General features: G+C 67.0%; 24 protein-coding genes. 12 read left to right on the forward strand and 12 right to left on the reverse strand.

Annotated features, from left to right (window positions below; genetic code table 11):
* Window positions 1-188 precede the first annotated feature (188 nt).
* On the forward strand, window positions 189-1,949 hold the full coding sequence (locus EI73_RS04420; RefSeq protein ID WP_034384612.1) for an ABC transporter ATP-binding protein: 1,761 nt from the start codon (window positions 189-191) through the stop codon (window positions 1,947-1,949).
* A gap of 62 nt (window positions 1,950-2,011) precedes the next feature.
* Here the strand turns inward: EI73_RS04420 and murA are convergent, their stop codons facing one another.
* Window positions 2,012-3,295 (reverse strand): UDP-N-acetylglucosamine 1-carboxyvinyltransferase, encoded by a 1,284-nt coding sequence (gene murA, locus EI73_RS04425; RefSeq protein WP_034384614.1) that lies wholly within the window; start codon window positions 3,293-3,295, stop codon window positions 2,012-2,014.
* 285 nt (window positions 3,296-3,580) lie between these two features.
* On the opposite strand from murA, the gene EI73_RS04430 reads away from it, so the two are divergent.
* Window positions 3,581-3,808: a hypothetical protein gene (locus EI73_RS04430; RefSeq protein ID WP_034384616.1), complete on the forward strand. Its 228-nt coding sequence runs from the start codon at window positions 3,581-3,583 to the stop codon at window positions 3,806-3,808.
* A gap of 47 nt (window positions 3,809-3,855) precedes the next feature.
* Here EI73_RS04430 and EI73_RS04435 read toward each other — a convergent pair whose 3' ends face one another.
* Window positions 3,856-4,614, reverse strand: a complete 759-nt coding sequence (locus tag EI73_RS04435; RefSeq protein ID WP_231557283.1) for a C40 family peptidase — start codon at window positions 4,612-4,614, stop codon at window positions 3,856-3,858.
* Between the two features lie 541 nt (window positions 4,615-5,155).
* On the opposite strand from EI73_RS04435, the gene EI73_RS04440 reads away from it, so the two are divergent.
* Together EI73_RS04440 and EI73_RS16495 are read left to right on the forward strand one after the other, a co-directional pair.
* Window positions 5,156-6,451: an MFS transporter gene (locus EI73_RS04440; RefSeq protein WP_034384620.1), complete on the forward strand. Its 1,296-nt coding sequence runs from the start codon at window positions 5,156-5,158 to the stop codon at window positions 6,449-6,451.
* 67 nt (window positions 6,452-6,518) lie between these two features.
* Window positions 6,519-6,668, forward strand: coding sequence for a hypothetical protein (locus EI73_RS16495; RefSeq protein WP_197050740.1), 150 nt, complete (start codon window positions 6,519-6,521; stop codon window positions 6,666-6,668).
* Window positions 6,669-6,696: 28 nt separating this feature from the next.
* Here the strand turns inward: EI73_RS16495 and EI73_RS04445 are convergent, their stop codons facing one another.
* The 3 genes from EI73_RS04445 to EI73_RS04455 are packed head-to-tail and all read right to left on the reverse strand — an operon-like array spanning window position 6,697 to window position 10,435.
* Window positions 6,697-8,439 carry an SLC13 family permease gene (locus EI73_RS04445; protein ID WP_034384622.1) on the reverse strand — a complete coding sequence of 581 codons (1,743 nt, stop codon included), beginning with the start codon at window positions 8,437-8,439 and terminating at the stop codon, window positions 6,697-6,699.
* A gap of 33 nt (window positions 8,440-8,472) precedes the next feature.
* On the reverse strand, window positions 8,473-9,540 hold the full coding sequence (locus tag EI73_RS04450) for a [LysW]-lysine hydrolase (protein ID WP_034384624.1): 1,068 nt from the start codon (window positions 9,538-9,540) through the stop codon (window positions 8,473-8,475).
* On the reverse strand, window positions 9,533-10,435 hold the full coding sequence (locus EI73_RS04455; protein ID WP_034384626.1) for a hypothetical protein: 903 nt from the start codon (window positions 10,433-10,435) through the stop codon (window positions 9,533-9,535). The genes EI73_RS04450 and EI73_RS04455 overlap by 8 nt, the downstream gene beginning before the upstream one ends.
* Window positions 10,436-10,703: 268 nt before the next feature.
* Here EI73_RS04455 and EI73_RS04460 point away from each other — a divergent pair, with 268 nt between their 5' ends.
* Both EI73_RS04460 and EI73_RS04465 read left to right on the forward strand, forming a co-directional pair.
* Complete coding sequence (locus EI73_RS04460; protein WP_034384628.1) at window positions 10,704-10,979, forward strand: hypothetical protein; 276 nt, start codon at window positions 10,704-10,706, stop codon at window positions 10,977-10,979.
* Between the two features lie 128 nt (window positions 10,980-11,107).
* Entirely contained in the window at window positions 11,108-11,800 is a 693-nt protein-coding gene (locus tag EI73_RS04465) for a cytochrome c (RefSeq protein ID WP_034384630.1), read from the forward strand.
* 7 nt (window positions 11,801-11,807) lie between these two features.
* Here EI73_RS04465 and EI73_RS04470 read toward each other — a convergent pair whose 3' ends face one another.
* From EI73_RS04470 to EI73_RS04480, 3 genes are read right to left on the reverse strand one after another with little or no spacing between them, the layout of a single operon-like run.
* Window positions 11,808-12,134 (reverse strand): HNH endonuclease, encoded by a 327-nt coding sequence (locus EI73_RS04470; protein WP_034384632.1) that lies wholly within the window; start codon window positions 12,132-12,134, stop codon window positions 11,808-11,810.
* Window positions 12,135-12,193: 59 nt separating this feature from the next.
* On the reverse strand, window positions 12,194-12,829 hold the full coding sequence (locus tag EI73_RS04475) for a hypothetical protein (RefSeq protein ID WP_034384634.1): 636 nt from the start codon (window positions 12,827-12,829) through the stop codon (window positions 12,194-12,196).
* A 57-nt stretch (window positions 12,830-12,886) separates the two neighbouring features.
* Complete coding sequence (locus EI73_RS04480; RefSeq protein ID WP_034384636.1) at window positions 12,887-13,261, reverse strand: hypothetical protein; 375 nt, start codon at window positions 13,259-13,261, stop codon at window positions 12,887-12,889.
* 101 nt (window positions 13,262-13,362) lie between these two features.
* On the opposite strand from EI73_RS04480, the gene EI73_RS04485 reads away from it, so the two are divergent.
* The 4 genes from EI73_RS04485 (at window position 13,363) to yidD (ending at window position 17,357) form a co-directional block, all read left to right on the forward strand.
* Window positions 13,363-14,358 (forward strand): DUF1517 domain-containing protein, encoded by a 996-nt coding sequence (locus EI73_RS04485; RefSeq protein WP_034384638.1) that lies wholly within the window; start codon window positions 13,363-13,365, stop codon window positions 14,356-14,358.
* A 68-nt stretch (window positions 14,359-14,426) separates the two neighbouring features.
* On the forward strand, window positions 14,427-14,744 hold the full coding sequence (clpS, locus tag EI73_RS04490) for an ATP-dependent Clp protease adapter ClpS (RefSeq protein ID WP_034384640.1): 318 nt from the start codon (window positions 14,427-14,429) through the stop codon (window positions 14,742-14,744).
* The gene (locus tag EI73_RS04495; protein ID WP_034384642.1) at window positions 14,741-16,957 is read left to right on the forward strand and encodes an AAA family ATPase; all 2,217 of its coding nucleotides are present in this window, start codon (window positions 14,741-14,743) and stop codon (window positions 16,955-16,957) included. The genes clpS and EI73_RS04495 overlap by 4 nt, the downstream gene beginning before the upstream one ends.
* 88 nt (window positions 16,958-17,045) lie before the next feature.
* Entirely contained in the window at window positions 17,046-17,357 is a 312-nt protein-coding gene (gene yidD / locus EI73_RS15840) for a membrane protein insertion efficiency factor YidD (protein ID WP_081908958.1), read from the forward strand.
* A gap of 59 nt (window positions 17,358-17,416) precedes the next feature.
* Here the strand turns inward: yidD and EI73_RS04500 are convergent, their stop codons facing one another.
* From EI73_RS04500 to EI73_RS04510, 3 genes are all read right to left on the reverse strand, one after another.
* The gene (locus EI73_RS04500; RefSeq protein ID WP_034384644.1) at window positions 17,417-18,565 is read right to left on the reverse strand and encodes an RNA-guided endonuclease TnpB family protein; all 1,149 of its coding nucleotides are present in this window, start codon (window positions 18,563-18,565) and stop codon (window positions 17,417-17,419) included.
* Window positions 18,566-18,973, reverse strand: coding sequence for an IS200/IS605 family transposase (gene tnpA, locus EI73_RS04505; RefSeq protein WP_034384646.1), 408 nt, complete (start codon window positions 18,971-18,973; stop codon window positions 18,566-18,568). It abuts the gene before it with no gap.
* 100 nt (window positions 18,974-19,073) lie between these two features.
* Window positions 19,074-20,180 (reverse strand): Gfo/Idh/MocA family protein, encoded by a 1,107-nt coding sequence (locus tag EI73_RS04510; protein ID WP_034384647.1) that lies wholly within the window; start codon window positions 20,178-20,180, stop codon window positions 19,074-19,076.
* 88 nt (window positions 20,181-20,268) lie between these two features.
* On the opposite strand from EI73_RS04510, the gene EI73_RS04515 reads away from it, so the two are divergent.
* Together EI73_RS04515 and EI73_RS04520 are read left to right on the forward strand one after the other, a co-directional pair.
* A complete protein-coding gene (locus EI73_RS04515) occupies window positions 20,269-20,835 on the forward strand; it encodes a GNAT family N-acetyltransferase (protein WP_034387732.1) in 567 nt (188 codons plus the stop codon).
* A 94-nt stretch (window positions 20,836-20,929) separates the two neighbouring features.
* On the forward strand, window positions 20,930-21,535 hold the full coding sequence (locus EI73_RS04520) for a hypothetical protein (protein ID WP_034384649.1): 606 nt from the start codon (window positions 20,930-20,932) through the stop codon (window positions 21,533-21,535).
* 10 nt (window positions 21,536-21,545) lie between these two features.
* On the opposite strand, the gene EI73_RS04525 is transcribed toward EI73_RS04520, so the two are convergent.
* On the reverse strand, window positions 21,546-22,862 hold the full coding sequence (locus tag EI73_RS04525; RefSeq protein WP_034384651.1) for a S41 family peptidase: 1,317 nt from the start codon (window positions 22,860-22,862) through the stop codon (window positions 21,546-21,548).
* Window positions 22,863-23,003 lie beyond the last annotated feature (141 nt).

Below are 23,003 nucleotides of genomic sequence, written 5' to 3' on the forward strand. Positions count from 1 at the left end.
TGCTTTCAGGAAGAGGAGGATTCAGGGCGAACCGTCACGAACGGGCCAAGAGGGGCAAGGCCAGCGTTCTGACCCAGTGTAGGAAGCACGCCTCTCATGAACATGCGACGTCCCTTGAGCAGAACTTGGGTGGAGACCGGGTCCGGCTTCAGCGGGGGTGTCTCCCCCACCGGGCGTACGCTTACGCTATGGCATCCCGCCCCCGCCAGCTCACGCGCCTGCTGGCCTATGCGCGTCCCTACCGCGTCATGTTTGTGCTCGGCCTGCTCGCCACACTGCTGTCAAGCGGCCTGAACCTCGTCTTTCCGCTGCTGTTCGGGCGCCTGATCGACGCTTCCTTTCTGAAGGTGGGCAACACAGACACCGGGCCCCTTGACCGAACGGTAGGGCTGCTGCTGGGAGTTTTTGCCCTCTCGGCGCTGTTTGGGGTGGCGCAGACCTACCTGCTGGCGCGCGTGGGGGCAAGCGTCGTGGCCGATCTGCGCCGCGCTCTCTTCGGGCACCTGCTCACGCTCTCGCCACGCTTTTTTGCGGAGCACAAGACGGGAGAGCTGACCAGCCGCCTCACCGCGGATGTAGGCACTGTGCAGGCGGTGACGAGCACAGCGCTCGCGCAGGCCGCCGCGCTTCTTTTTAACATCGTGGGTTCGACGACGCTGCTGGTGCTCACCAGCGCCCGCCTGAGTCTGCTCACGCTGGCGGTCATTCCGCTGGTGACCTTCACGGCGATCGTGATCGGGCGGCGCATCCGCCGGGTCAGCCGCGAGGTCCAAGACCGTGTGGCCGACGCGAACGCGAGCGCCGAGGAGGCCATCAGCGGGATGCGGGTGGTGCAGGGCTTCACGGCGGAGGCGCTGGAGCAGGCCCGGTACGGGCGGGGCGTACAGGCGAGCTTTCTCGCCGCGCTCAAACGCGCCCGGCTCCAGGCCCTCATGAGTGGCGCGCTGGGCTTCTTGTCTTTCGGCTCGCTCGCGGTGGTGCTGTGGTACGGCGGGCGGCTCGTCATGGCGGGGGAACTCACCCCCGGCAACCTGGTCACATTTCTGATCTATGCTCTTCAGGTCGGCGCGACGGTCGCCGCGATCACGAGCCTCTTCGGGCAGGTTCAGGAGGCATTGGGGGCGTCGGGCCGCATCTTCGAGCTGCTCGACGAGCGCAGTGACCTCCCCGCGGCGGCTTCACCTGTCCCCCTCGGGCGTGCGCAGGGGCGTGTCACCTTTGACCACGTGTCCTTTCGGTACGGTGACGTCCTCACGCTCCGGGACGTGAGTTTCGATGTGCCCGCCGGACAGGTGGTCGCCCTGGTCGGCCCGAGCGGGGCGGGCAAAACCACGCTCGTCAACCTGATCCCGCGCTTCTGGGACGTGACGGGCGGCAGCCTGCGGGTGGATGGCCACGACGTGCGCGCCTATGCCCTGCGGGACCTGCGGGCGCAGATTGGGCTGGTCCCGCAGGAGACCCTCCTTTTTTCCGGGACGATCGCGGAGAACATCCGCTACGGGCGGCCAGACGCGACCCCCGCCGAGGTTGAAGCTGCGGCCCGCGCCGCGAACGCCCACGCCTTTATCACCGCGCTTCCGGCGGGCTACGCGACCGTCGTCGGCGAACGCGGCGTGAAACTCAGCGGCGGGCAGCGGCAGCGGGTCGCGATCGCCCGCGCGCTGCTCAAGGACCCCCGCATCCTGATTCTCGATGAGGCCACCAGTGCCCTCGACAACGAGTCCGAGGCGCTCGTACAGGCCGCCCTCGAGCGGCTGATGCAGGGCCGCACCACCTTCGTGATTGCGCACCGCCTCTCCACCATTCGCAGCGCGGACCGAATTCTGGTGCTGAACGCCGGGGAGGTCGTAGGCGACGGCACCCATACGGAACTGCTCGCGGCGGGAGGACTGTACCGCGACCTCTACGACCTCCAGTTCCGGCAGGAGTCGCGGGAAGAGCTGGTCTAGCCAAAGCGCGCCCCCCATCCAGGAGCGGCGCGCTCACCTCCACTTTTTCTCTTCAGTCCATCTCAGTCCATCGCGCTCGCGAGCACAGGCTGGGGTTGCCAGGCGTTCGCACCGATGGAGCGCAGGCGCTCGGCGAGGCGCTCGTACCCCCGGTTGAGGTACTGCACGCCGTCGATCACGGTTTCTCCCTCCGTGGTCAGCGCAGCGATAAAGAGGGCTGCCCCCGCGCGCAGGTCGGCCGCCTTGACGGGAGCCGCATGCAGGTGGCCACCCTGAATCACCTGGGTGTACCCGCTGACCGTGATGTTGGCGCCCATGCGGTGCAGTTCTGCGACGTGCGTGAGGCGGTCGGGGTACACCGGGTCCTGCACGACGCTGGTCCCGGGAACAGTGGCGAGCAGGGCGCTCATTTGAGGCTGCAGATCGGTAGGAAAGCCGGGGAAGCTCTGGGTGGTGACGTTCACCGGCTTCAGCTCGCGGTGGCGGGCGTCCACGATCAGGCGGCCTTCTGTTTCGAGGATATCGGCGCCCATCTCCATCAGCTTGCTGCTGACCGCGCGCAGGTGGTCGGGGCGCACATTCGTGAGGGTCAGGCGGCTGCGGGTCGCGGCAGCGGCGATCATAAAGGTTCCGGCCTCGATCCGGTCGGGAATAATGCGGTATTCGCCCCCACGCAGAGCCTGGACGCCGCGGATGGTGAGGGTGTTGGTGCCCGCTCCCCGAATGTCGGCCCCGAGCGAGTTCAGGAACTCGATCATGTCCACGACGTCCGTGTCGATGCTGGCGTTTTCCAGCGTCACCACACCGTCACCCAGCACCGCCGCAAGAACCGCGTTCTGCGTGCCGCCTACAGTCAGCAGCTCGAAGATAAAGGTGCCGTCCAGGCTGCGCTCTCGCCGAGCATCGAAGTTGCCGCCCTCCTCCTCGACGTGCACGCCGAGCGCCCGAAACGCCTTGACGTGTTGGTCAACCGGTCGGTACCCGAAGGCACAGCCGCCGGGCATAGAAACGGTGGCTTGTCCGGCGCGGGCCAGCAGCGCCCCCATCATGATGAAGCTGGCGCGCATCTTGCTCACCAGGGCATAGGGGGCGTCGGTGTTGAGAATCTCGGGGGTGTGCAGGGTGAGGCTGTTGGGGCCGACCCAGGCATGACGGGTACCGATGTGGTGCGCGAGGTCGAGGATGGTGTAGACGTCACTGAGACGCGGAACCCCATGCAGGGTGACGGGTTCGCTGCTCAGGAGGCTGGCGACGATAATCGGCAACGCCGCATTCTTGCTGGGCTGAATGGCGATCTCGCCGGACAGTTCCCGGCCTCCCTGGATGTGCAGCGGCGTCAGTTGCATGGTGGTCCTTTCGGGCGCGCCGCAAGGGGCGCGGAGGGAAGTGAGGTGAGAAAGTACAACCGGGCAGCCCGGCAAAACCGAGTGCATCTTACACACTGTACTCACCCTACGTCTATGCTGGAGGGCAGTTGGATGGGGAAGAAATCAAGGCCGCTCAACTTCAGGGCGGTGGTGCGCGGCTCAGAAGCGGATGATGTTGAGGGGACTCACCGTGCGTGCTAGGCTGCGCCGCAGGTCAGACCGCAAGCCCGGGGCGGGTGGCCGCCGCGCCAGAAGAGGGAGAGGATGCCGAAGAAGGAACGCAAACGCCTCCAGGTCGTCATCAGCGAGGAGCAGGACGCGCTGCTGACACGCACCGCCTATGAACTCTCCAGCCCCGAACGCCTGATCAGCAAAAGCGAGGTGGTGCGGCTGGCCATCGAAAAGATTGCCCGCGAGCTCGGTGAGGGCGAGCACCTCGACGAGTACCGTTCCCTGCTGGAGAGCGAGGACGTGGCGGACGAGCAGGGCTGAAGTGCGCTGCCCTAGGACCTGAGGGCCGCGCCTGAGGCTCGACCGGCTTAGCGAGCGGCGTACGTCACGGGGGGAAGCACCCGCCGGGCGCCCAACAGGCGTGGGGCCCAGTAGGTGTCTCCCAAGAGGCGGTCTACGGTGACTTGGCCCCGGTACGAGTTGGCATTCACGAACTGGTCGTCACCCAGGTAGATGCCGACGTGCGTGACCTCGCCGCGGCCTACGGTGTCAAAGAACACCAGGTCGCCCGGTTGCAGTTCCTGAGGAGTGACGGGCAGCCCAACCTGAGCCTGATCGGCGCTGCGGCGCGGCAAGGATATACCCAGGGGTGCAAACACCTGCAGCACAAAGCCGCTGCAATCCAGGCCGCTGGGACTGGTACCGCCATACACGTAGGGCACGCCCAGCAGCGCCATCGCGGCGTCACGCCAGTTGCCGGGCAGGCCCCCAGAGGGCTGAGAGGAAAGCGCCGTGACTGCTGGAGCCGGCGCAACCGGGCGGGCCAGCGGTGCGGGCGCGCCGGGGCCGGGAGGGGGAATGCGCAGTACCTGCCCGACTTCAAGGAGAGCGTCTCTCGGCAGACCATTCAGGGCCAGCAGGGCGTCCACGCTGACGCCGAAGCGGCGGGCCAGCGAGTAGGCCGTATCACCACGCTGCACCGTATAGGGCGGCTGCACCTGTACCCGCAGGACCTGCCCGGCCCGCAGGTTGGGTGAGGCTAGGCCGTTCAGGGTCAGGAGCGCCTCGACGGTCAGACCGTGCGCGCGCGCGAGGCTATATGCCGTATCACCCGGCTGCACCACCACGGTGCCCGCACCTGCTGAAGCAGACGAAAGCCCAGGCGGCGAGTCACCACCTGGGCCAGAGGAAAGAGAGGCAGCCTGAGCGGAGGACACGCCTCCAGGCAAGGTCAGCAGAGCCAACAGCAGGGGAAAACGTGAGAACACAGACATGCGGAAGGACTCTCAGGGCGCGGGAACACTCGAACGGACAGGGCCAGGATGAGGCCAGCACGAGGCAAACTCTCATCATGAGAGTTGCACGAATAAACACTGAAACGGGTGCACCGTAACACGTGCCCTGCATCTTTGCCAAGCCCCCAAACACCCCCACACATGAGAAACTTCACAACACGCCCTGTCGCTCGCAAAGAGGAGGGCCTTTTTAAGAAAGAGGGTTTCAACCAGCTTTCTTTGTTGAAGAGACCTTCCTCGGTACGCTGGTCCTTCGCGTTTCTGCGACCGCGCTGGCTGGGCGGGGAGAAGCGAGCGCTCACCCTCCTCTGCTTGTGTTCCGTTCTGCGGGACAATAGGGTTGCCCTCATCCCCGGCGGCCTATCCTGGGCAGGTGCTTGCGCGTGCCTCTGCGTGGCGTACCCAGACCTTTCGTGCGCTGCGCCATCCCCCTTACCGCCGCTACTGGTTCTCTCAACTGCTTTCCCTGATTGGTTCATGGATGCAGACCACCGCTCAGCAGTACCTCGTGCTGGAGCTCTCCGGGGGCAGCAGTGCCGCCCTGGGCTCGGTGACGGTCGCGCAGTTTCTGCCCAGTCTGCTGCTGTCTCTCTTCGCCGGCGCGGTCATCGACCGAGTGCCGCGCCGCCGGGTGCTGCTCGCCACGCAGACGACGCTGATGGCGACCGCGACCGTCCTGGCCGTCACCACGCACCTCGGCCTCGTGACCCTGCCACTGGTGATGCTGCTCGCCTTTCTCAGCGGCACCGCGAACGCCTTTGACATGCCCGCGCGGCAAAGCATGGTGGTGGATTTTGTGCCGCGCTCTGAAGTGTCCAATGCGGTCGCGCTCAACAGCCTGTCCTTTAACGTTTCGCGCACCGTCGGTCAGGCCCTTTTTGGCGTAGTCGCCGCGCTGGGCGTGAGCCTGCTGGCAGGGGGCAATCCCGAGAGCCTCTCACGGCTGGCGCTGCCCTTTTATCTGAATGTCGCTTCGTTCTTCGTGGTGCTGTTCGTGATTGCCACGCTGCCCTTTCCCGTGCGCGAGGCCGGGGGGCACAGCAGCGTGCTGGCGGATATTCGCGAGGGGCTCGCCTACGTGCGCCGGACGCCCGCCGTACGAAACGTAATGCTGCTGGTGGGTGCGCTGAGCCTCACGGTGATCAACTTCAACATCATCATCCCGTACTACGCCCGAGTGGTGTTCGGCGCGCGGGAGGCGGCCTTTGGGGTGCTCTCGGCGGCCTTTGGCGTGGGGGCGATGGCGGGGGCGTTGTGGCAGGCGAGCAAGCCCAATCCGCTGCGGAACCTGCGGGTGGGGGCACTGCTCCTGCTGGCGAGCACGGTCCTGCTGGCCTGGACGCCGGGGCCCGCGCTCGCGACTCCGGTGCTTGCCGCCTGCGGCTTCGGCATGCTGTCCCTGCTGGTCAGTGCCAACAGCACCGTACAGCTCAGCATTCCCGATGGTCTGCGCGGGCGCGTGATGAGCCTGTATTCCTTTGTGCTGGTCGGTATGGGGCCGCCCGGAGCCGCGCTGGCCAGCACCCTGATCAGCAAGAGCGGGCCCCTAGGACCACGCTGGGGCCTGCTGGCCCTCGTCCTGCTGGCTGCGCTCTGCCTGCTCGCGCTGTGGCACCGTCTCCCCCGGCAGCTTCCTACGCCAACGGGGCAGACGGTGCCCGCAGATTAAGCTGGCGTCGTCCTTTTCTTCCCCTCCAGTAAGGGCGGCGTGGGAGCGCGGCTGTTATGCTGCACCCATGAGTTCGGACCGCAGCCACCTTCTGATGACGTGGGCTCTTGTCGTCCTGGCCCTCGGCGCGCTTGTCGGCATCGGCACGACCGCGGCCCTGCTGGCCCGCAAAGACCGCCCTCTTCCCGACGATCCGGACGCGCCGCTCTTTATCTAGATCTCGCGGCATCTGGCAGCCGACCGCGCTAGAACGGCCACACCCGTGGAATCACCAGCATGGCCACCGCAAAGGTGACCAGGGTCAGGCCGGTGCCGACCCGGACAAAGTCGAGGAAGCGGTAACGGCCGGGGCCGTAGACCAGCATGCAGGAGGGTTCCAGGGGCGTGATAAAGGAGTTGCTGGCGGCGATGGTGATGCCGATGATGAAGGGGCGGGGGTCATGCCCCAGCGCCTTGGCCGTGCCGATGGCCAGGGGCAGCATCACCAGGGCGGCCGCCTGGTTGCTCATGGGCTGGGTGAGGGCCACCGTCACGGCAAACAGCGCGGCCAGCAGGCCAGAAGGGCCCAGGGGCTCAAGCACCTCTGAGATGGCACCGGTCAGCACTCGGGCCGCCCCGGTGTCCTCGAAAGCGGTGCCAAAGGCCAGCATGCAGGCGACAAGCACAATCACCGGCCACTCGATTGAGCGGTAGGCTTCCTCCGGGGTCACCAGGCGCAGCGCGAGGGCGAGCGCCACGGCGATGACCGTCGCCACGCTCAGGGGGAGGAGGCCCAGGCCGCCTGCGATCACCGCGCCGCCGAAGAGCAGCAGCGCCAGAGGTGCCTTGCGCAGGTCGCGTTGGGCCTCGGTCAGGTCGCCCAACACCGTCAGAAAGTCCCCCAGACCCGCGATGCGCTCGGGACTGCCCTGAACGAGGAGAACGTCTCCGACCTGCACTCGCAGGCCCGCCAGGCGCTCGACCGTGCGGGCGCGGCGGTGCAGGGCCAGGACGGACACGCCGTAGCGCTCGCGAAAGCGCGACTCGCGCAGGGTGCGGCCGGTGAGCGGGCTGCCGGGCAGCACCACCACCTCGACCAAGCGCACCGGCGTCTCTCCCTCCGCCTGAAGTTTCTGCTCGCTCTTGCTGAAGATGCCCAGGGTGCTTTTGCCGATCAGAATGCGGTCGGGAGGGCCCTCCACCGCCAGCGTGTCGCCCTCCTGAATTCGGAAGTCGGGGCCGGGGGCGTACAGGGTATCGCCGCCCCGGCGCACGGCGACGACGGTAAGGCCATGATCGCGGCCCAGGCCCGTCTCGCGCAGGGTCTGACCGGCCAGGGGGCTCCCGGGCGCGACGGTCAGGTCGGCCAGGTAGGCGCGCAGGGACTCTTCCAGGGCGGCCTCCCGCACAGGCAGCAGGCGCGGCGCGACAAAAAAGAGGTATAGCAGGCCGACGACCGCGACGGGCAAGCCCACCCATGCCAACTCGAAAAAACCCAGCGGTTTGAGGCCTGCCGCCGACAGCGCCCCCGACACCACCAGATTGGTGGTGGTGCCGATGACGGTGATGGTGCCACCCAGAATGCTGGCGTAGGCCAGCGGCATAAGCACCCGGCTGGGCGCGATTCCGGCACGGCGAGCGAGGCCCGTGACGACCGGCAGGAAAACGGCTGTGGTGGCCGTGTTGCTGGTCAAGGCGCTCACCCCTGCGACGGCACTGAGCATGCCGCGGATCATGCCGCTCGCATGGCGTGCGCGACGAGCCAGCGTGACGCCAATCCACTCGATCACGCCCGCACGCAGCAGCACCTGCGTTAGGACAAACAGGCTGGCAAGCGTCAGCACCGTATCGTTGCCGAAGCCGGCAAAGGCTTCCTTGGGAGTCAGCAGGCCCAGCGCGAGCAGCGCGGAGAGGAGCAGCAGTGCGGTCACGTCCACCGGCAACCACTCGGTGGCAAAGAGCAGCAGCGCAAAGGCAAACAGAAGCAGCAGGATGGTGACGGGGTCCATAAGGCTCCGTGGAGGAAGAACAAAGGGCGGCCCTCAGGAACCCAGGGCGAGGCGGGTCAGGGCGGCGGTGAGGACAGCCACGGCCCGGTCGTACTCGGCGAGGTCCAGGTGCTCATCTGGCGTGTGGTCAAGGGCGCTGTCACCCGGCCCGTAGGCAACCGTGGGGACAGGCCAGCGCTCGGCGACCACGTTCATGTCACTGGTGCCGGTTTTGACCTTAAAGACGGGCGTTCCCCCCTGCTCACGGATGGCCACCCGCAGCGCGCGCGTCAGGACGTTGTCCTTGGGGTGGCGCACCGCCGTCTCGTGTCCGGTAAAGGTCAGGCGTGCAGGAAGGTCACGCAGCCGCTCACGCAGGGCGGCTTCCGCAGCGGCCGGAGGCACGCGGGGGGGAAGGCGTAGGCCGAAGGTTGCTTCCGCCACCTGACTCAAGCCGTCCGTACGACCTGAAAGGCTCTGAATGGTAGCCTGCACCGTCTCAAAGGCCCCGTTTGCCCCCTGTGCCGCAGCCCAAGCCCGCACCCGGAACCAGGCTTCGGCGAGATCGTCGGCGGCGCTTGTGCCCTCGCCCGCGGTGTGGAAGTTGTCCTTTTCGACCTGCACCTTCGCCACCAGGCGGCCCTTGTAGCCCAGCGTCAGGCCCGCCCAGCCGCTGGGCTCGCCGATCAGAACCAGATCGGGCCGGTACTGCTGCATGGCGTAGCGCGCACCACGGCTGCTGGGGGCCTCCTCCTCGGTCGCGCCGACGCACACAAAACGCGCGCCCTTCAGGGCTGCCTCGGGCAGGGCCGCGACCGCCGCCACAAAGGCACAGAAACTCCCCTTGGCGTCCACGCTGCCGCGGCCGTACAGCACGCCCCCCTCGACCCGCACGGGAATCTCACCGGGCACCGTGTCGATGTGGCCCAGCAGCACCACCGTCAGGGCGCCGTGACCGCGCTCACCGACCGCATTCCCCGCCCCGTCCACATGGGCACGAAAGCCGTGGGCGCTCATCCAGGCCGTCAGGTAGGCCGCAACCTCCGCCTCCTCCCCGGAGACAGAGGGAATGGCGACCGCGCGCGTCACGAGTTCGCGGGCGGTAAGCACAGGCTCAGCCATCGCTCTTCCCGGCATCCGGGCGCGCCGGCTGCGGTTCCCGCTCGGCCACCGCGCGCGCCAGCGAGACGATCAGGCGCGTCACATCCGCAAAGGCGAGCAGCGCGATGCAGCTCACCCCGCCCGCCATGAGGGTCCACATCCCGCTGAGCAGGGCACCATCCAGAAACTGGAAGACGGCCAGCCCCACCGCTGCCAGGCCCAGCACCACCCCCAGCAGTTGCAGGCGGCTGACCAGGCTCTGGACCGCGTTGGCCCGTGCAGCAAGTGCAGCCAGGACGCTACCGGCTTCGGCAGCGGCCACACGCTCCGCCGGTTCTGCCACCGTGGCTGGCACGGCGGGAGGCGTCGTTGCTGGCGTGGCGACGAGGGTGGCCGGGGGAGGCGACTCCGTCCCCGCCGCCCGCACCTCCCGCACCGTCTCGCGTGGAGGGGACGCCGAGCTCGGCGCCGTCTGTGCGGGCGGCCCCGAACGGACCTCCTTCACGTGGGGCGTAGGGGAGGCGCTGGGAACGGAGGTTGCAGCCGGGGCAGGCTTGGGCACGCTGCCGAATGTCTTGAGGCCGCCCGGCGTGGGGAGGGGTGCGGCGGGCAGGTGCTTGGCCTGAGCCGTCGCGTCCCGCACCTGCGCAAAAAACGCCTGAACCTGGCCTGGGTCAAACCCCAGCAGGCTGGCGGTCAGCGCCGTCCCAGCGGGCGTCTCCACCCGCAGCGCACCCTGCTGGTCACTGTGAATACGAGTCAAATCGCGCAGGGTCACGCGCCGGGTGCCCTGTCCGTCCTGGTACAGCAGCAGCTCGGGCAGCAGGGCAAAAAAGGCGCCGTCGCGCTCCAGGGTGGCGATGGGCGGCGCTTCGATACCCAGGTCCCGCAGGGCCTTTTGCACGCGGTCAGTCATGGTTCTCGGTCTCTCCTCACCTTAGAGGGCAGGATAACGGGTGCGTCCGCCGGACCCTACCTCTCCCCTCCGCGTCGGCCCGGGCATGAAGGGCCGCCCAAGCCGCACTCATGCACGCCTGGGCAAGGGCACCGAAGAAAGAGCATGGAAGAGGGGCTGGGCGGGGCGAGCTGCTTTCCTCTTCGCCCACCCCGTTCAGCAGACGGGGATAAAGGTCCTTCCAGCCTGGCCTCACTCAAGGCGGTCACGCCAGGCCCCACACTGAGGCATGACAAACGGCGACCATCGTTATGGCGACGAGCCGCTCGGCAAGAGCGTCGAGGAACTAGAACAGGAGAGCGGCAACCGCGTGAATCCTCCGGTGCCGGGCGAACAGGTGCGAGATGACGGTGTTCCGCTCATCGTGCCCCCTGTCCTGAGCGGCCCCGCCGGTACCGCCATGATTCCCGCCGTTCACGACGGCACGCTCGTCACCGAGAACCAGGAGGACACGGCCAGCGAGACCCCACGCACCACCCGCGACAGCAGCGAGGGCACCATCTAGGCGAAACGCCCGCCCCAGGGCCAACGGCCCTCTTTTTTTGCGCCGTCAAGCGCCACAGGCTTTCCCGACCTCACCGGCTGTGAAAGGGTGTACACTCCAGAAAAGCTCGCCTCTTGCTGGAGGTTGCCATGAAGCGCACCGCCCGACGTCTGTTGTGGCTCGCCGCTCCTCTTGCCCTCGCCGCTCCGGTGATAGCGGCCGTTACGCAGGCCGGTTCACCGTCCGGTCCGTCTCCCGCCGGCAATCCACTGGAGCTGAAGTACCACACGCCCAGCGCGGCCCGGGGAGCACAGATCGCGGCGAGCAGTTGTCAGGGCTGTCACGGGCCGAGCGGCGTCAGCACGGATCCCACTGTGCCGCGCCTCGCCGGGCAGGTCCCCAGCTATGTCCGCCTGCAACTGGCAGCCTTCCGTGCCAAACTGCGCCCTAGCCCCGTGATGCAGCGCGTCGCCGCCAACCTGAAAGACCAGGACATCGCGGACCTAGCCGCCTACTTCGCTGCCCGCCCACCGGGCCCGGCCTGGACCACCGACCCCGCCCTGCGTGCCCGTGGCGAAGCCCTCTTCCAGCGGGGTGACGCGGCCCGTAACGTCATCGCCTGCGCCATCTGCCACGGTGCCCATGGACGCGGTGAGGACAGCCGGGGCATCGCCAGCGTCACCAATATGTCACCGGGTTACGCCCTTAAGGTTCTGCACGAGTTCAAGGAGACACCCTCTTTTGGCGGCATTCCCCACCCGGAAGCCATGCGGATCGCCCTGCAACCCCTGCAGGACGCCGATCTCAGAGCGCTGGCCGCCTACATCAGCAGCATGCAGTAACCACCTTTCAGCGTACTCGAACGCTTTTGGTGGCGGGTTGGGTCCGCAGCCAGGTCACAAAACGCTGCACGTCGCCATGGGCCAGCAGCGCCTCCAGGCTGCTGTACTCGCCTGCCAGTTCGGCGTTGGTGAAGGTCCGGTGCAGAAACTTGTGACAGGCCGGGCAGAGGAGCACGGTGGGCAACTCATGCACCTTGACCCCCTGCCGCCGCCCTTGTGACCGGGGCACCAGGTGATGCTCAGTTAGCACGGGAGTCTCGCGGCCGCACAGCGCGCAGTGCAGCGGCTCAGGCGGCGGCGGAGGCCAGTTGGAGGTGGGGCGGCGGCGAGCCATCGGGGCGATGCTGTCACGGGCGGGAGCGAGAAACCAGGCGTATTCCTGGGCGTCCCCGCCTACATGCGCCGTTCAGCGTCCTTGACCGCGCTGCGGACCTCATCCTTCGCGTCGCTGGCTGCTCCCTGCCCAGCGCGCAGCGCGTCCTGCACGATACGCTGCGCGTCGCTTTTGGCGTCGCTGGTCGCACGCTGCGCGTCCTGCTTCACGTCTTGGGCCTTCTCCTTGGCCTGGCTCACTGCTTGCTGCACGTTCTGCTTGGCGTCCTGTGCGGCGCCTTGCACCCTGTGCCCCACGTCTTGGGCCTGGTCCTTGGCGGTGTCCGCCACGTCCCCTGCGGCGTCTTTCGCTTCGGCGGCTGCCCCCTGAAGGGCCACTTTCGCCTCACCCGCGACGTCTTTGGCCTTGTCTACCCCCGCCTGCACACCGCCCTGCTGCACGGCCTCCTTGACCTCGCTCGCCTTGTCCGCGAGCACCTGCCCCGCATTGGCCGCAGCGTCCTTGGTCTTCTCCCAGCTCTTGGTCACGCTCTCGCCGACGTTCTGGGCGGCGTCCTTAAGACCCAGTTCGGAAAGTTTCTGGTCGAGGGCTCGGCGGTTTTGCTCACGGCTGAGGTAGTAGGCCGCCGCACCAACCAGGGCCCCCAGCAGCAGCAGACGTTTCAACGGAAAGTGATGTTCTTCGCGATACGACATAATCGTTAGCGTAGGCCCGCCCCCTTCGGTCTGGATGAGCCCCTGTTCAGGGGGGATTCACACCCCTGCCCTCAGCAGCCCCAGTCGCTGCGCCAGCTCCTCGGCCAGCAGCCATTCCTCCGGCTCGGCGGTATCTGTGACCTGGAGCAGCACGCAGCCGCGGTCGAGGTAAAAGGCTTTGATCTTGGCCCAAGCCTCCTCCTCATCTCCGGCCTGCTCCTCAATGTCTTCTAGAGTTCCCCACACGTCGCCGTCGACCTCTGCGCTGCGCAGCGCCTCTGCATGGCCGCTGAGCACGTAGGCGTCCACAGCCTCCTCTGCGGCGTAAAGAGCCCCCGGCTCGCGCACGCCTAGCCGGTCACTTCGCTCGTACAGACTGGCCAAAAACGCGTTCCACTGGTCACGGGTCAGCTGGATGGTCGTGCCGCTCATGGCGTGAGTGTAGGGCGAGCAGGGCGGTGCCGTCCGGCCTTGGCCCTCCCTTTATCTGCTGGGAACCCGGCACCCCGTTCCGCCCCCTACACTGGAGCATCATGCCGACGTTGACCCAGCGAACCTCTGCCCGGCGAAGCTTCCGGGCTGTTCTGAGCTTTGTGGTGTTCCTCGTGCTCGCCTTTGCGGTGCTGACCCTGCTTGGGCACGCGGCAGCGCAGTCTGGCGGCGGCTTCGGGGGAAGTACCGGGGGCGGCTCGGGAAGCGGAGGAGGAAGTTTTGGAGGCGGCTACAGCGGCGGGGGCAGCTTTCCGGGCGGCGGCTACAGCGGTGGCTACTCCGGGCCAATCATCGTCGGCGGGGGCGGGTTTGGTCCCGGATACGGATACTCCGGCGGAGGCGGCTTCGGACTGATCGGCCTGCTGGTCTTTGGACTGGTGATCTTGACGGTGGTCGGCTTTATGCGCCGCAGCCTGGGCAGCGGGGGCGGAGGACGGGGACTGGCGGGAATGGGAAGCCTCAGTGGCACCGCGCAGGCCGTGAGCGTTCAGCTCCTGCTCGCCGAAGGAGACGAGGTCAAGCGCGCCCTACAGCAGATCGCGCGCAGCGGCGACCCCGACACCAACGAGGGCCTGGCGCGAATGCTTCAGGAGGCCGCGCTGGTGCTGCTGCGCCACCCGGAACGCTGGGTCTACGGCAATGTGGAACGCGCCCAGGGCCCAGCGAGCAGCGCCGACAGCCAGGTCGGGGCCTGGGCCACCGAGGCCCGCGCCGCCTTTACCGAGCAGACCACGAGCAACTACCAGAACCGCGACCCCTACAGCGGGTTCAGCCAGCGGCAGGACTATACGTTTCAAAAGGACGTGGGTGACCTGTACCTCGCGGTCACCATTGCCGTCGCTGCGCACGCGCTGGGCAACCTGCCCCCCGCAGGAGTCACCACCCTGCCGGAAGTTCGCGCCGCCCTGATGGCCATCAGCAGCGTGAACCCCGGTGACCTGATTCGCGCCGAGGTCGTCTGGAGCCCCGATGTGGAGGGCGAATTCCTCAGCGAGGAGGAGGCGATTCAGAAGTACCCGAAGCTCACCAAACTGTGAAGCGTCCCCACGCAGGATTCGTGACGTGGGCCCGGCGCACCCCGCCTCTTCCCCATTAGACTTCGGCCATGACGCGCAGGGACGGCGAGAGCCGCACGCAAACGCTCGACCGCACGGCCACGCAGCGTCCCCGGCTCTACCGGGTCGTGCTGCTGAACGACGACTACACACCGATGGACTTCGTGGTGATGGTCTTGGAACGTTACTTCCGCAAGTCCGCGACAGAAGCGCAGCTCATCATGCTGGCCGTGCACCACAAGGGGCAGGGCGTGGCGGGCGTGTACACCCGCGACGTCGCCGAAACCAAGGTCGCGCAGGTCACGGCCCACGCCCGGCAGGCCGGTCACCCGCTGCGGGTGGTGGCGGAACCGGAGGAAGAGACATGATCGGGGACCACCTGCAGGTGACGATCGGCCGCGCCGCCGACTACGCGCGCGAGGCTGGACACGAGTTCGTCACACTCGAACACCTCCTCCTCGCCCTCACCCACGACCCCGAGGCGCGCGAGGCGCTCCTCGCCGTCGGCACGGATGTGGAGAGGCTGCGGAGCGACCTAGAGGCGCTGCTCACCGGCTTTGAGGTGGTGGAAGGGGTCCAGCCTGACTTCACCTTGGGCGTTCACCGCGTCGTGCAGGGTGCCGTGCTGCAACTGCACGCCAGCGGCAAGGGGCAGGAGAAGGCCGACGGCGCCCGCGTGCTGGCGGAACTGCTCGAGGAGGAGGACTCTCCGGCGCGTGCGGCGCTGGAAGCCCAAGGCGTGACCCGCCTGGACGTGCTGAACTACATCTCGCACGGCCAGGCAAAGGTGGCGGGCCGTGAACGCGAACGGCGGGTGGCGGGCGTCGACGGCGAGCCGGAAGCGGGCACCGCCGAGCAGAACCCGCTGGACGCCTACGCGACCGATCTCACCGCACGGGCCCGCGCGGGCGAGTTTGACCCCCTGATCGGACGGGACGCCGAGCTAGAACGGGTGGTCCATATCCTCGCGCGCCGAACCAAGAACAACCCGGTGCTTGTCGGGGAGCCCGGCGTGGGCAAGACCGCTCTGGCGGAGGGCCTGGCCCAGCGGGTGGCAGACGGGAAGGCTCCCGGCTTCCTGCGCGGCGCTTCGGTCTATGCCCTCGACCTGGGCGCGCTGCTCGCGGGCACGCGTTACCGGGGCGACTTCGAGCAAAGGCTCAAGGCCGTGCTGGCCGCGCTGGACGAACAGAACGCGGTGCTCTTTATCGACGAGCTGCACACCCTGGTCGGGGCCGGGGCCACCGAGGGCGGCAGCGTGGACGCCGCGAACCTCCTCAAACCGGCACTGGCCCGCGGGCGGCTGCGGGTGCTGGGGGCCACCACGCCCGCTGAGCTGCGCCATCTGGAAAAGGACCGAGCGCTGTGGCGCCGCTTTCAGACGGTGGACGTGCCCGAGCCGTCCGAGGAGGACGCGCTCGCCATCCTGCGCGGCCTCGCACCGAGCTATGCGCGGCATCACGGCGTCACCTACACCGAGGGGGCGCTCGGCGCCGCGGTGCGCCTCTCTGCCCGCCACCTGCGTGACCGCTTCCTGCCCGACAAGGCGATTGACGTGCTCGACGAGGCTGGAGCCGCTCGCAGCAGTGCTGGAAAGGGCGGCGAGATCAAGGAAACGGACATCGAGGCGACGGTGGCCCGTATGGCCCGCGTACCGGTCGGGGCGGTCAAGGCCGAGGAGGTCCGGTCCCTCGCCACCCTGGAGGCTGACCTGAGGGCCCGTGTCTTCGGCCAGGACGCGGCAGTAAAGGCGGTCGCCAGCGCGGTGAAGCTTGCGCGCGCGGGCCTGCGCGATCCCCAGAAGCCGCAGGGCGCCTTCCTCTTTGCCGGGCCGACCGGCGTGGGCAAGACCGAGTTGAGCCGCGCGCTCGCTGACTGCCTGGGCGTAGAGCTGCTGCGCTTTGATATGAGCGAGTACCAGGAGGCGCATACCGTCGCCCGCCTGATCGGCGCCCCTCCCGGCTACGTGGGCTTTGACCAGGGCGGCCTGCTGACCGACGCGGTGGCGAAAAACCCCCACGCCGTCCTGCTGCTCGACGAGATTGAGAAGGCACACCCGGACGTCTACAACCTCTTCCTGCAACTGATGGACCACGGCACGCTGACCGACCACACCGGCAAGAAGGTGGACGGGCGCGGCCTGATCCTGATCTTTACCACCAATGCCGGAGCCGAGGCCGCGAGCCGCCCCGCCCTCGGCTTCTCGCGCGAAGGCCGCACGGGCGAAGAGGCCGAAGCGGTCAGGCGCACCTTTACGCCCGAATTCCGCAACCGCCTGGACGGGGTGATTCACTTCCGGCCGCTCTCGCGCGAGGTGATGGAAAACGTGGTGGACAAATTCCTCACGCGGCTCTCGGCGCAACTGGCCGAACGTGGCGTGCAGCTCACCGTCACGCCCGCCGCCCGCGCCCTGCTGGCCCAACTGGGCTACGACCCGCTGATGGGCGCCCGCCCCCTCGCCCGCGTGATCGAGGAGCGAGTTGGGCGCCCGCTGGCCGACGAACTGCTGTTCGGCCGGTTGCAGAAGGGCGGAGAGGTGACGGTGGACGCGGCGGGCGAAGAGTTCCGACTGACCCTTTGAACCCTCCTCCGCTTCCCCTCACCGGTGCCGCACGGCGACGGGGCTCAAGGCCCTTTACCCTCACCACGCCCGTCCGCTAGGGTGCGTTATGCCCTCCCTCGATCCCCTCGCCCTTTCCGGTATTCGCTTCTACCAGCGCTTCCTCTCAGGGCGCAAGGGCTTTCGCTGTGCGCACGCGGCCCTCTACGGGGGCGAGACGTGCTCGGCGGCGATAGCCCGCATCATCCGTGAAGAGGGTCTGCGACCAGGTCGGAGGCGAATCGCTGCCCGCTTCCGCGAGTGCCGCGCAGCGCATGAGCTCCTGCGCGTGGGGTCGCCCCTGGCATTCGGGACGAACGGGCCGCGCGTGCGGGGCGTGTGCTGCTGCGGACCGATTCCCATTCCCTTCCGGTGCGGCTGAGCGGGAAAACGGCAGCCCCTTGTCACGTGACAGGCCCCATGCGTAAACGCAGGGGCTTCTCAGGCCACGGCATGAGGTTGTCCTCTACCGTTAAGGCCCGAAGGGACTGCCCGTCCCAAGACGTTCTTTGCGGCGTTGTGGTCGGCGTTCGTCTCATGGCCGCAGGACACGCACACGAACACAGACTGAGAGCGCCGATTGGCCCTCTCGGTATGTCCGCAGCGGTTGCACGCTTGCGAGGTGAAACGCGGGTCTACGCCAATGACTCTCCGTCCAGCATCCGCCGCTTTGAGGGAGAGGAGGTTGAGAAACTGGCCCCACCCCACATCGTGAATCGAGCGGGCGAGACGGCCGCGCCCCATGCCGGAAACGTTCAGTTGCTCATGCGCGATGAGGTCGTGTTCCTGAACCAGCTTGCGGGCGGTCTTGTGATGGAAGTCGAGGCGTTGACGCGCCACCTTGCGGTGCAGTCTCGCGACATGCTGCTTGGCCTTGCGACGGCGGTTCGAGCCGCGCTTTTTGCGGGAGAGGGAGCGCTGGGCAACCCGGAGCTTCTTCAAGCTCAATTGCAGGAAGCGGGGGTTGTCGACGAACTCTCCGTCCGAGGTGATGAGGAAGTGGGTGGTGCCGAGGTCGAGTCCGACGACGCTGCCCGTTTCGGGCAGCGGACGGGTGGGGGAATCGCAGACATAGACGGCATACCACTCGTTCCCCTCCTTCTTGATGGTGAGTGTCTTGGGCTTGCCCTCCATCGGGCGGTGCATCTTCATCCGCACGTTTCCGATGTTGGGGAGGTAGATGCGCCCGGAGTCCAGCACCTTCCCAGGGCCGAACCACGTATTCCGGCTGTTGTCCCACACCTGCTTGAACGAGAAGCTGTCCCAGCGGGCTACCCCCTTGAACCGGGGGTAGCCCGCTGGGACGCCCTGCTTCACGCGACGGAAGAACCCCTGAAAGGCCCTGTCCAGTTGCGTGACCACGCCCTGAAGGACATGAGCGTGGACCTTCTTGAACTCCGGGCGCACCGCCTTGACTTCGGGCAGGGAGCGCATCTGCTCAAAGACGGATACGCTCTTGCCCGCCTTCCGGTAGGCATCCCGGCGCTCTTGAAGTGCGGCGTTGTACAGCTCCCGCGTGAGGCGCAGGGTGTCCAGCAACGCTGCTTCCTGCGTCTTCGTGGGGTAGAGCCGATACCGGAAGGCTCGCATTCAGACGCCCTTCTGGTTTTCCACGTACTGCTGGATGACGGACAGCGGAGTGCCGCCCACCGTTGCCACGAAGTACGAGTTCGTCCAGAGCGTCGGAAGACGGGACTTGAGCCACGGGAACTCAGAGCGCAGCAGGCGGCTGGAACGCCCCTTGGCGAGCTTGACGAACGTGTGGATGCCGAACTGCGAGGCTACCTCCACCAACAGGTGAACGTGGTCGGGCATAACCTCCACTGCCAGCAACTCACACTCCTTCTCGGTGCAAAGCTCGTTGAGGATGGCCTTCAGCCGTTCGTCTACGCCTTCCACCAAAACGCTTCTCCGGTACTTGGGCGTCCAGACAACGTGGTACTTGCAGGAGTAGACCACGTTGCGATTGGACTTGTACCGGAGCGGCAATTTCGCCATAGGGAGATTACATGGCACGCACCTATCTAATACAAGGAAGCTTCGGCTTTGCTGCCGCTCACCCCATCCCTGAAGGGAGGGGCTTGCGCGGCTCTCTTGGTCAGCCCTGCCCCGGAACCTGTGGCCGCTCTCCCCGGAACACATCTCGGCCCTCGATCCTGTCGAGCCGCACCACTCGGCCACTGCGAGCACTCTCGTACAGCGCGTCCATGATCCGGTGGTCCTGCACGCCTTCCTCTCCGGGGGTCCAGGGAGTCTTGCCCGCGCGGATGCACTCGGCGAAGTGGTCCATCTCCAGGCCGAACTGATCCTCATCGGGAAGCTTCGGCTGAAAGTCACCGTGCCCGTCGGAGATGGTCAGGCTCAGGCCCTGGTAGGTGTAGGCCGGATCCATCAGCACGGTGCCCTGTTCTCCCAGCACACGCAGGGTGGCAGTCTTCTGAGTGCCGTAGCTCGTGAGGCCGTTGGCGATGACGCCACCAGGAAAGCCCAGCATAAAGCTCATGGATTCCTCGACCTCCCGGAACCGCGGGTCGTCCTGCGGTTGATGAAGGGTGGCAAAAACCCATTCGGGCTCTAGCCCGAGCACGAAGCGGATGGTATTCAGGCAGTAGATGCCCACGTCGGGCAGGGGACCGCCCCCCGCGAGGTCACGCCGCAGCCGCCACGCTTCGGGATCCTCCTCCACCTGACCGTGGATGGCGTCCAGCAGCTTCACTGGACCAAGCTTGCCCCCCTGCACTGCCTCTCGGGCGGCCCAGTGCTGCGGCGTGTACTGGCAGCGGTAGGCGGTCATCAGGAGCACGCCCGCTGCTCGGCAAGCCTCCACCATCGCCTGCGCGTCTTCCGCGTTCACGCTGAGGGGCTTCTCGCACAGGACGTGCTTGCCCATGCGGGCCGCCCGCTCCACGTACTCGCGGTGTAGGCGATTGGGAAGGACGATATAGACGGCCTCCACGTCCTCGCGGTCCTTCAGCTCCTCAAAGCGGTCGTAGGTGTACACGTCCTCTTCGGTCAGGTCGTAGGCCCGCGCGAAGGCGTTGCCCTTCTGGGAGTCGCTCGTCACCAGGGCCGCGACGTAGGCATGCTCGCTGGTGCGCGCGGCGGGAATCAGTTCGTCGGCACTCAGCTCTCCGATGCCGACGATGGCGTACCCCACGCGGCGCTGTTGGGGCTCAGGGTGGGGCAAGTCGGGTTTAAGCGGCATAGGGTACCCTAGCAACGGCTGGAGGCCCCGTTCTGTAGAAGGGCTTGAGACGTTCTTATACGGTGGTCCCGGCGGAGCAGGTGCCATGATGCACGCTGTGAATGTCTTCCTCGCTCGCCCGGTCGTGCTGCGCGACCGCCGCCCGGACGACCTCCCCACGCTGGCGCGCTGGCTGACCGACCCGCAGGCGGAGTGGCGCCGCTGGGACGCGCCGTACCTTCCCCCTGCAACGACCAACGAGACCATGCGCCGCTACGCCGCCTACCTCGCGGAACACAGCCCGGATGCCGACGAGCAGGTGATCGACGTGGACGGCGTCTGTGTGGGCATGGTCAACCGCTCGGAGGAGGAACCCCAGGGCGGCGGGTGGTGGGACCTGGGCATCCTGATCTACGACCCGGCGTACTGGGGAGGCGGCGTGGGTACGCGGGCGCTGGCCCTGTGGGTGGCCGACACCTTTGAGTGGACGAATGCGCACGTGGTGACGGTGACCACCTGGAGCGGCAACGAGCGCATGATCCGCGCCGCGCGGCGCGTCGGCTTTCGCGAATGCGCGCGGGTCCGCGAAGCCTACGCGGTGGAGGGGCGGCGCTTTGCTCAGGTGCGCCTCGACCTGCTGCGGGCCGAGTGGGAAACGGGCCGGAACCGCCCATGACACGAACTGGCTCTGATTCCAGAACATCAAAGCCAGTCGGTCTTCTTTGCTTCTCCCGCCGATGGGGTCCGTCTGCGACTCACCGCCATTTCGCATGAGTCATCACCGGCGTTCGCGGCCCCCGGTGCCGGTCACACCACCCGGTTTTCTGGCCACACAAGACCTCAAGGAACGCGGCTGGACGGCGGGCCTGATCGCAAAATTCCTGGGCCAGCACGACCTCACGCGCGAGAATGGCCTGAAGATGGGCCGCCGCCGCCTCCCTCCCGTCAAGCTCTACCGCGAGGAACGGGTACAGGACGCCGAGCGCGAGGAGGCGTTTCTGGTGGCCCAGGCTCGCGCCGCCGATGCCCGTGCACGAGCCGAACGGGCTCGCGAAACCCGTGAGGCGAAGCGCGCCGCGCTGCTGCAAGCTGCCGCCGACCGCTACAGCCCCACCATCCACCCCGAACCGCTCCGCAAGGGGGCCGTCCGCAAGGCCCGCGCCCCGTACCTTCCAGCGCTGGAAGAAACGCTGAGGCGGCTGGTCGGCGAACTCGGCAGGGTGACCGCCCGTGAAGAGGCAACCCTGCGCGACCTGCTGTTGCAACGTCTGGACACGGCCCTGGCTGCGGCCTACCCCTGGTACTCGGCGCCCACTGGGAAAAGCAGCCGCAGCGAGGCTCAACCGAGCGACTGGCGCGAGTGGGACTGGGACTGAGGCGCGGGGCTTAGTTCAGCAGTTCCAGCGCCTTTTTGAGGATCGCGTCACCCTGGAGATCCACCACGGCCTCGCCCTGGGTGGCGCTGCGGTTGGGGCGCTTGACCTCGCCCGTGTAGGTGAACTTGCCCTCCTTGTCAGCGGTGACCGTGACCGGCTTGCCGTCGACCGTGACGGTGATCTTGGCTCCCGGCTCGGCTCCACCCCCGGTGAAGTTCAGCGGCACGGTGTAGCGGGTGTCCTTGACCGCGACGTCGGGTGTAATCCCCTTCTTGTGGATCTGGCGACCCTGCGGCGTCAACCACTCGCTGTTCACGATGGCGACCTGTCCACCGTCCACGGTATCGATCGGAATCTGCGCGACGCCCTTGCCGAAGGTCTGTTCGCCGACGATGGTGGCCCGTTTGGTGTCCTGCAAGGCCCCCGCCACGATCTCGCTGGCGCTCGCGCTGTTCTTGTTGACCAGCACCACCAGCTTGCCCGTATAGTCCGTCGGACGATTCGTGGCGCTGCCCGCCACCTCGGTGCGGCCGCTGCGGTCGCGCAGGCTGACGATCTTGCCCTGGGCGAGGAACTGATCAGCGACGTCAATCCCGGCGTTCAGCAGACCTCCCCCATTGTCGCGCAGATCGAGAATCAGCTTCTGTACGCCCCTTTTCTTCATGTCGGCAATCGCCGCGCGGAACTGCTCGCCGACCTTCTCGTTGTAGAAGGTATTCAGGGCGATATAGCCGACATTGCCCGGAAGCATGGTCTGCTCGACGCTCACGATGGTGACCTTGCGGCGTTCCATCTTCACCGTGAAGGGCTTGCCGTTGCGAGCAAAGGTCACATTGACCGTGGTGCCCTCCTGACCGCGCACCAGACGCACGATCTCGTCCAGCTTGCTCGTCAGCACCTCTTGGTCACCGATCTTGACGAAGACGTCGCCGATCTGTACGCCAGCTTGAGCGGCGGCCCCGCCCTTGTACACGTTGTCCACCTTGCCTCCGGTGCCGTCGGGGTTGGCAGCGACCAGGCTCACGCCAATGCCGCCAAATTCACCGTTGAGGTTTTGAGCCTCGATGGCGTTGTTCTCCGGTTCACGGTAGTACGTAAACTCGTCTTCCAGGCTGCCCAGCGCGCCGTTGATCGCGCCCCGCAGCACCTTGTCCTGATCGACGGGATAGAGGTAGTACCGGTTGAGGGTGCCCAGCACCTGAAGCAGGGTCTGGCCCTCTTTGGACTTCAGCAGTTCGGCCTGCGAGTAGGCCCCGAGCTGGGCATACCCAACAGCGGCGGTGGCAGCGAGGGCGCCCGCCACAAGCGCGATGCGGTTACGGTTCACAGCCTCAAGATAGGGCGAGCGAGTGAAGAAGATTTGAGGCGGAAGTGACAGGGGTGGACCACCCAGACATGAAGTTTCCTTCACGTTCTGGGGGAAGCGTGGGCTATGCTGAGCCGCGAGCATGACGCAGATGCACACGTG

It is taken from the genome of Deinococcus sp. YIM 77859 (assembly GCF_000745175.1).
Lineage (GTDB): Bacteria > Deinococcota > Deinococci > Deinococcales > Deinococcaceae > Deinococcus.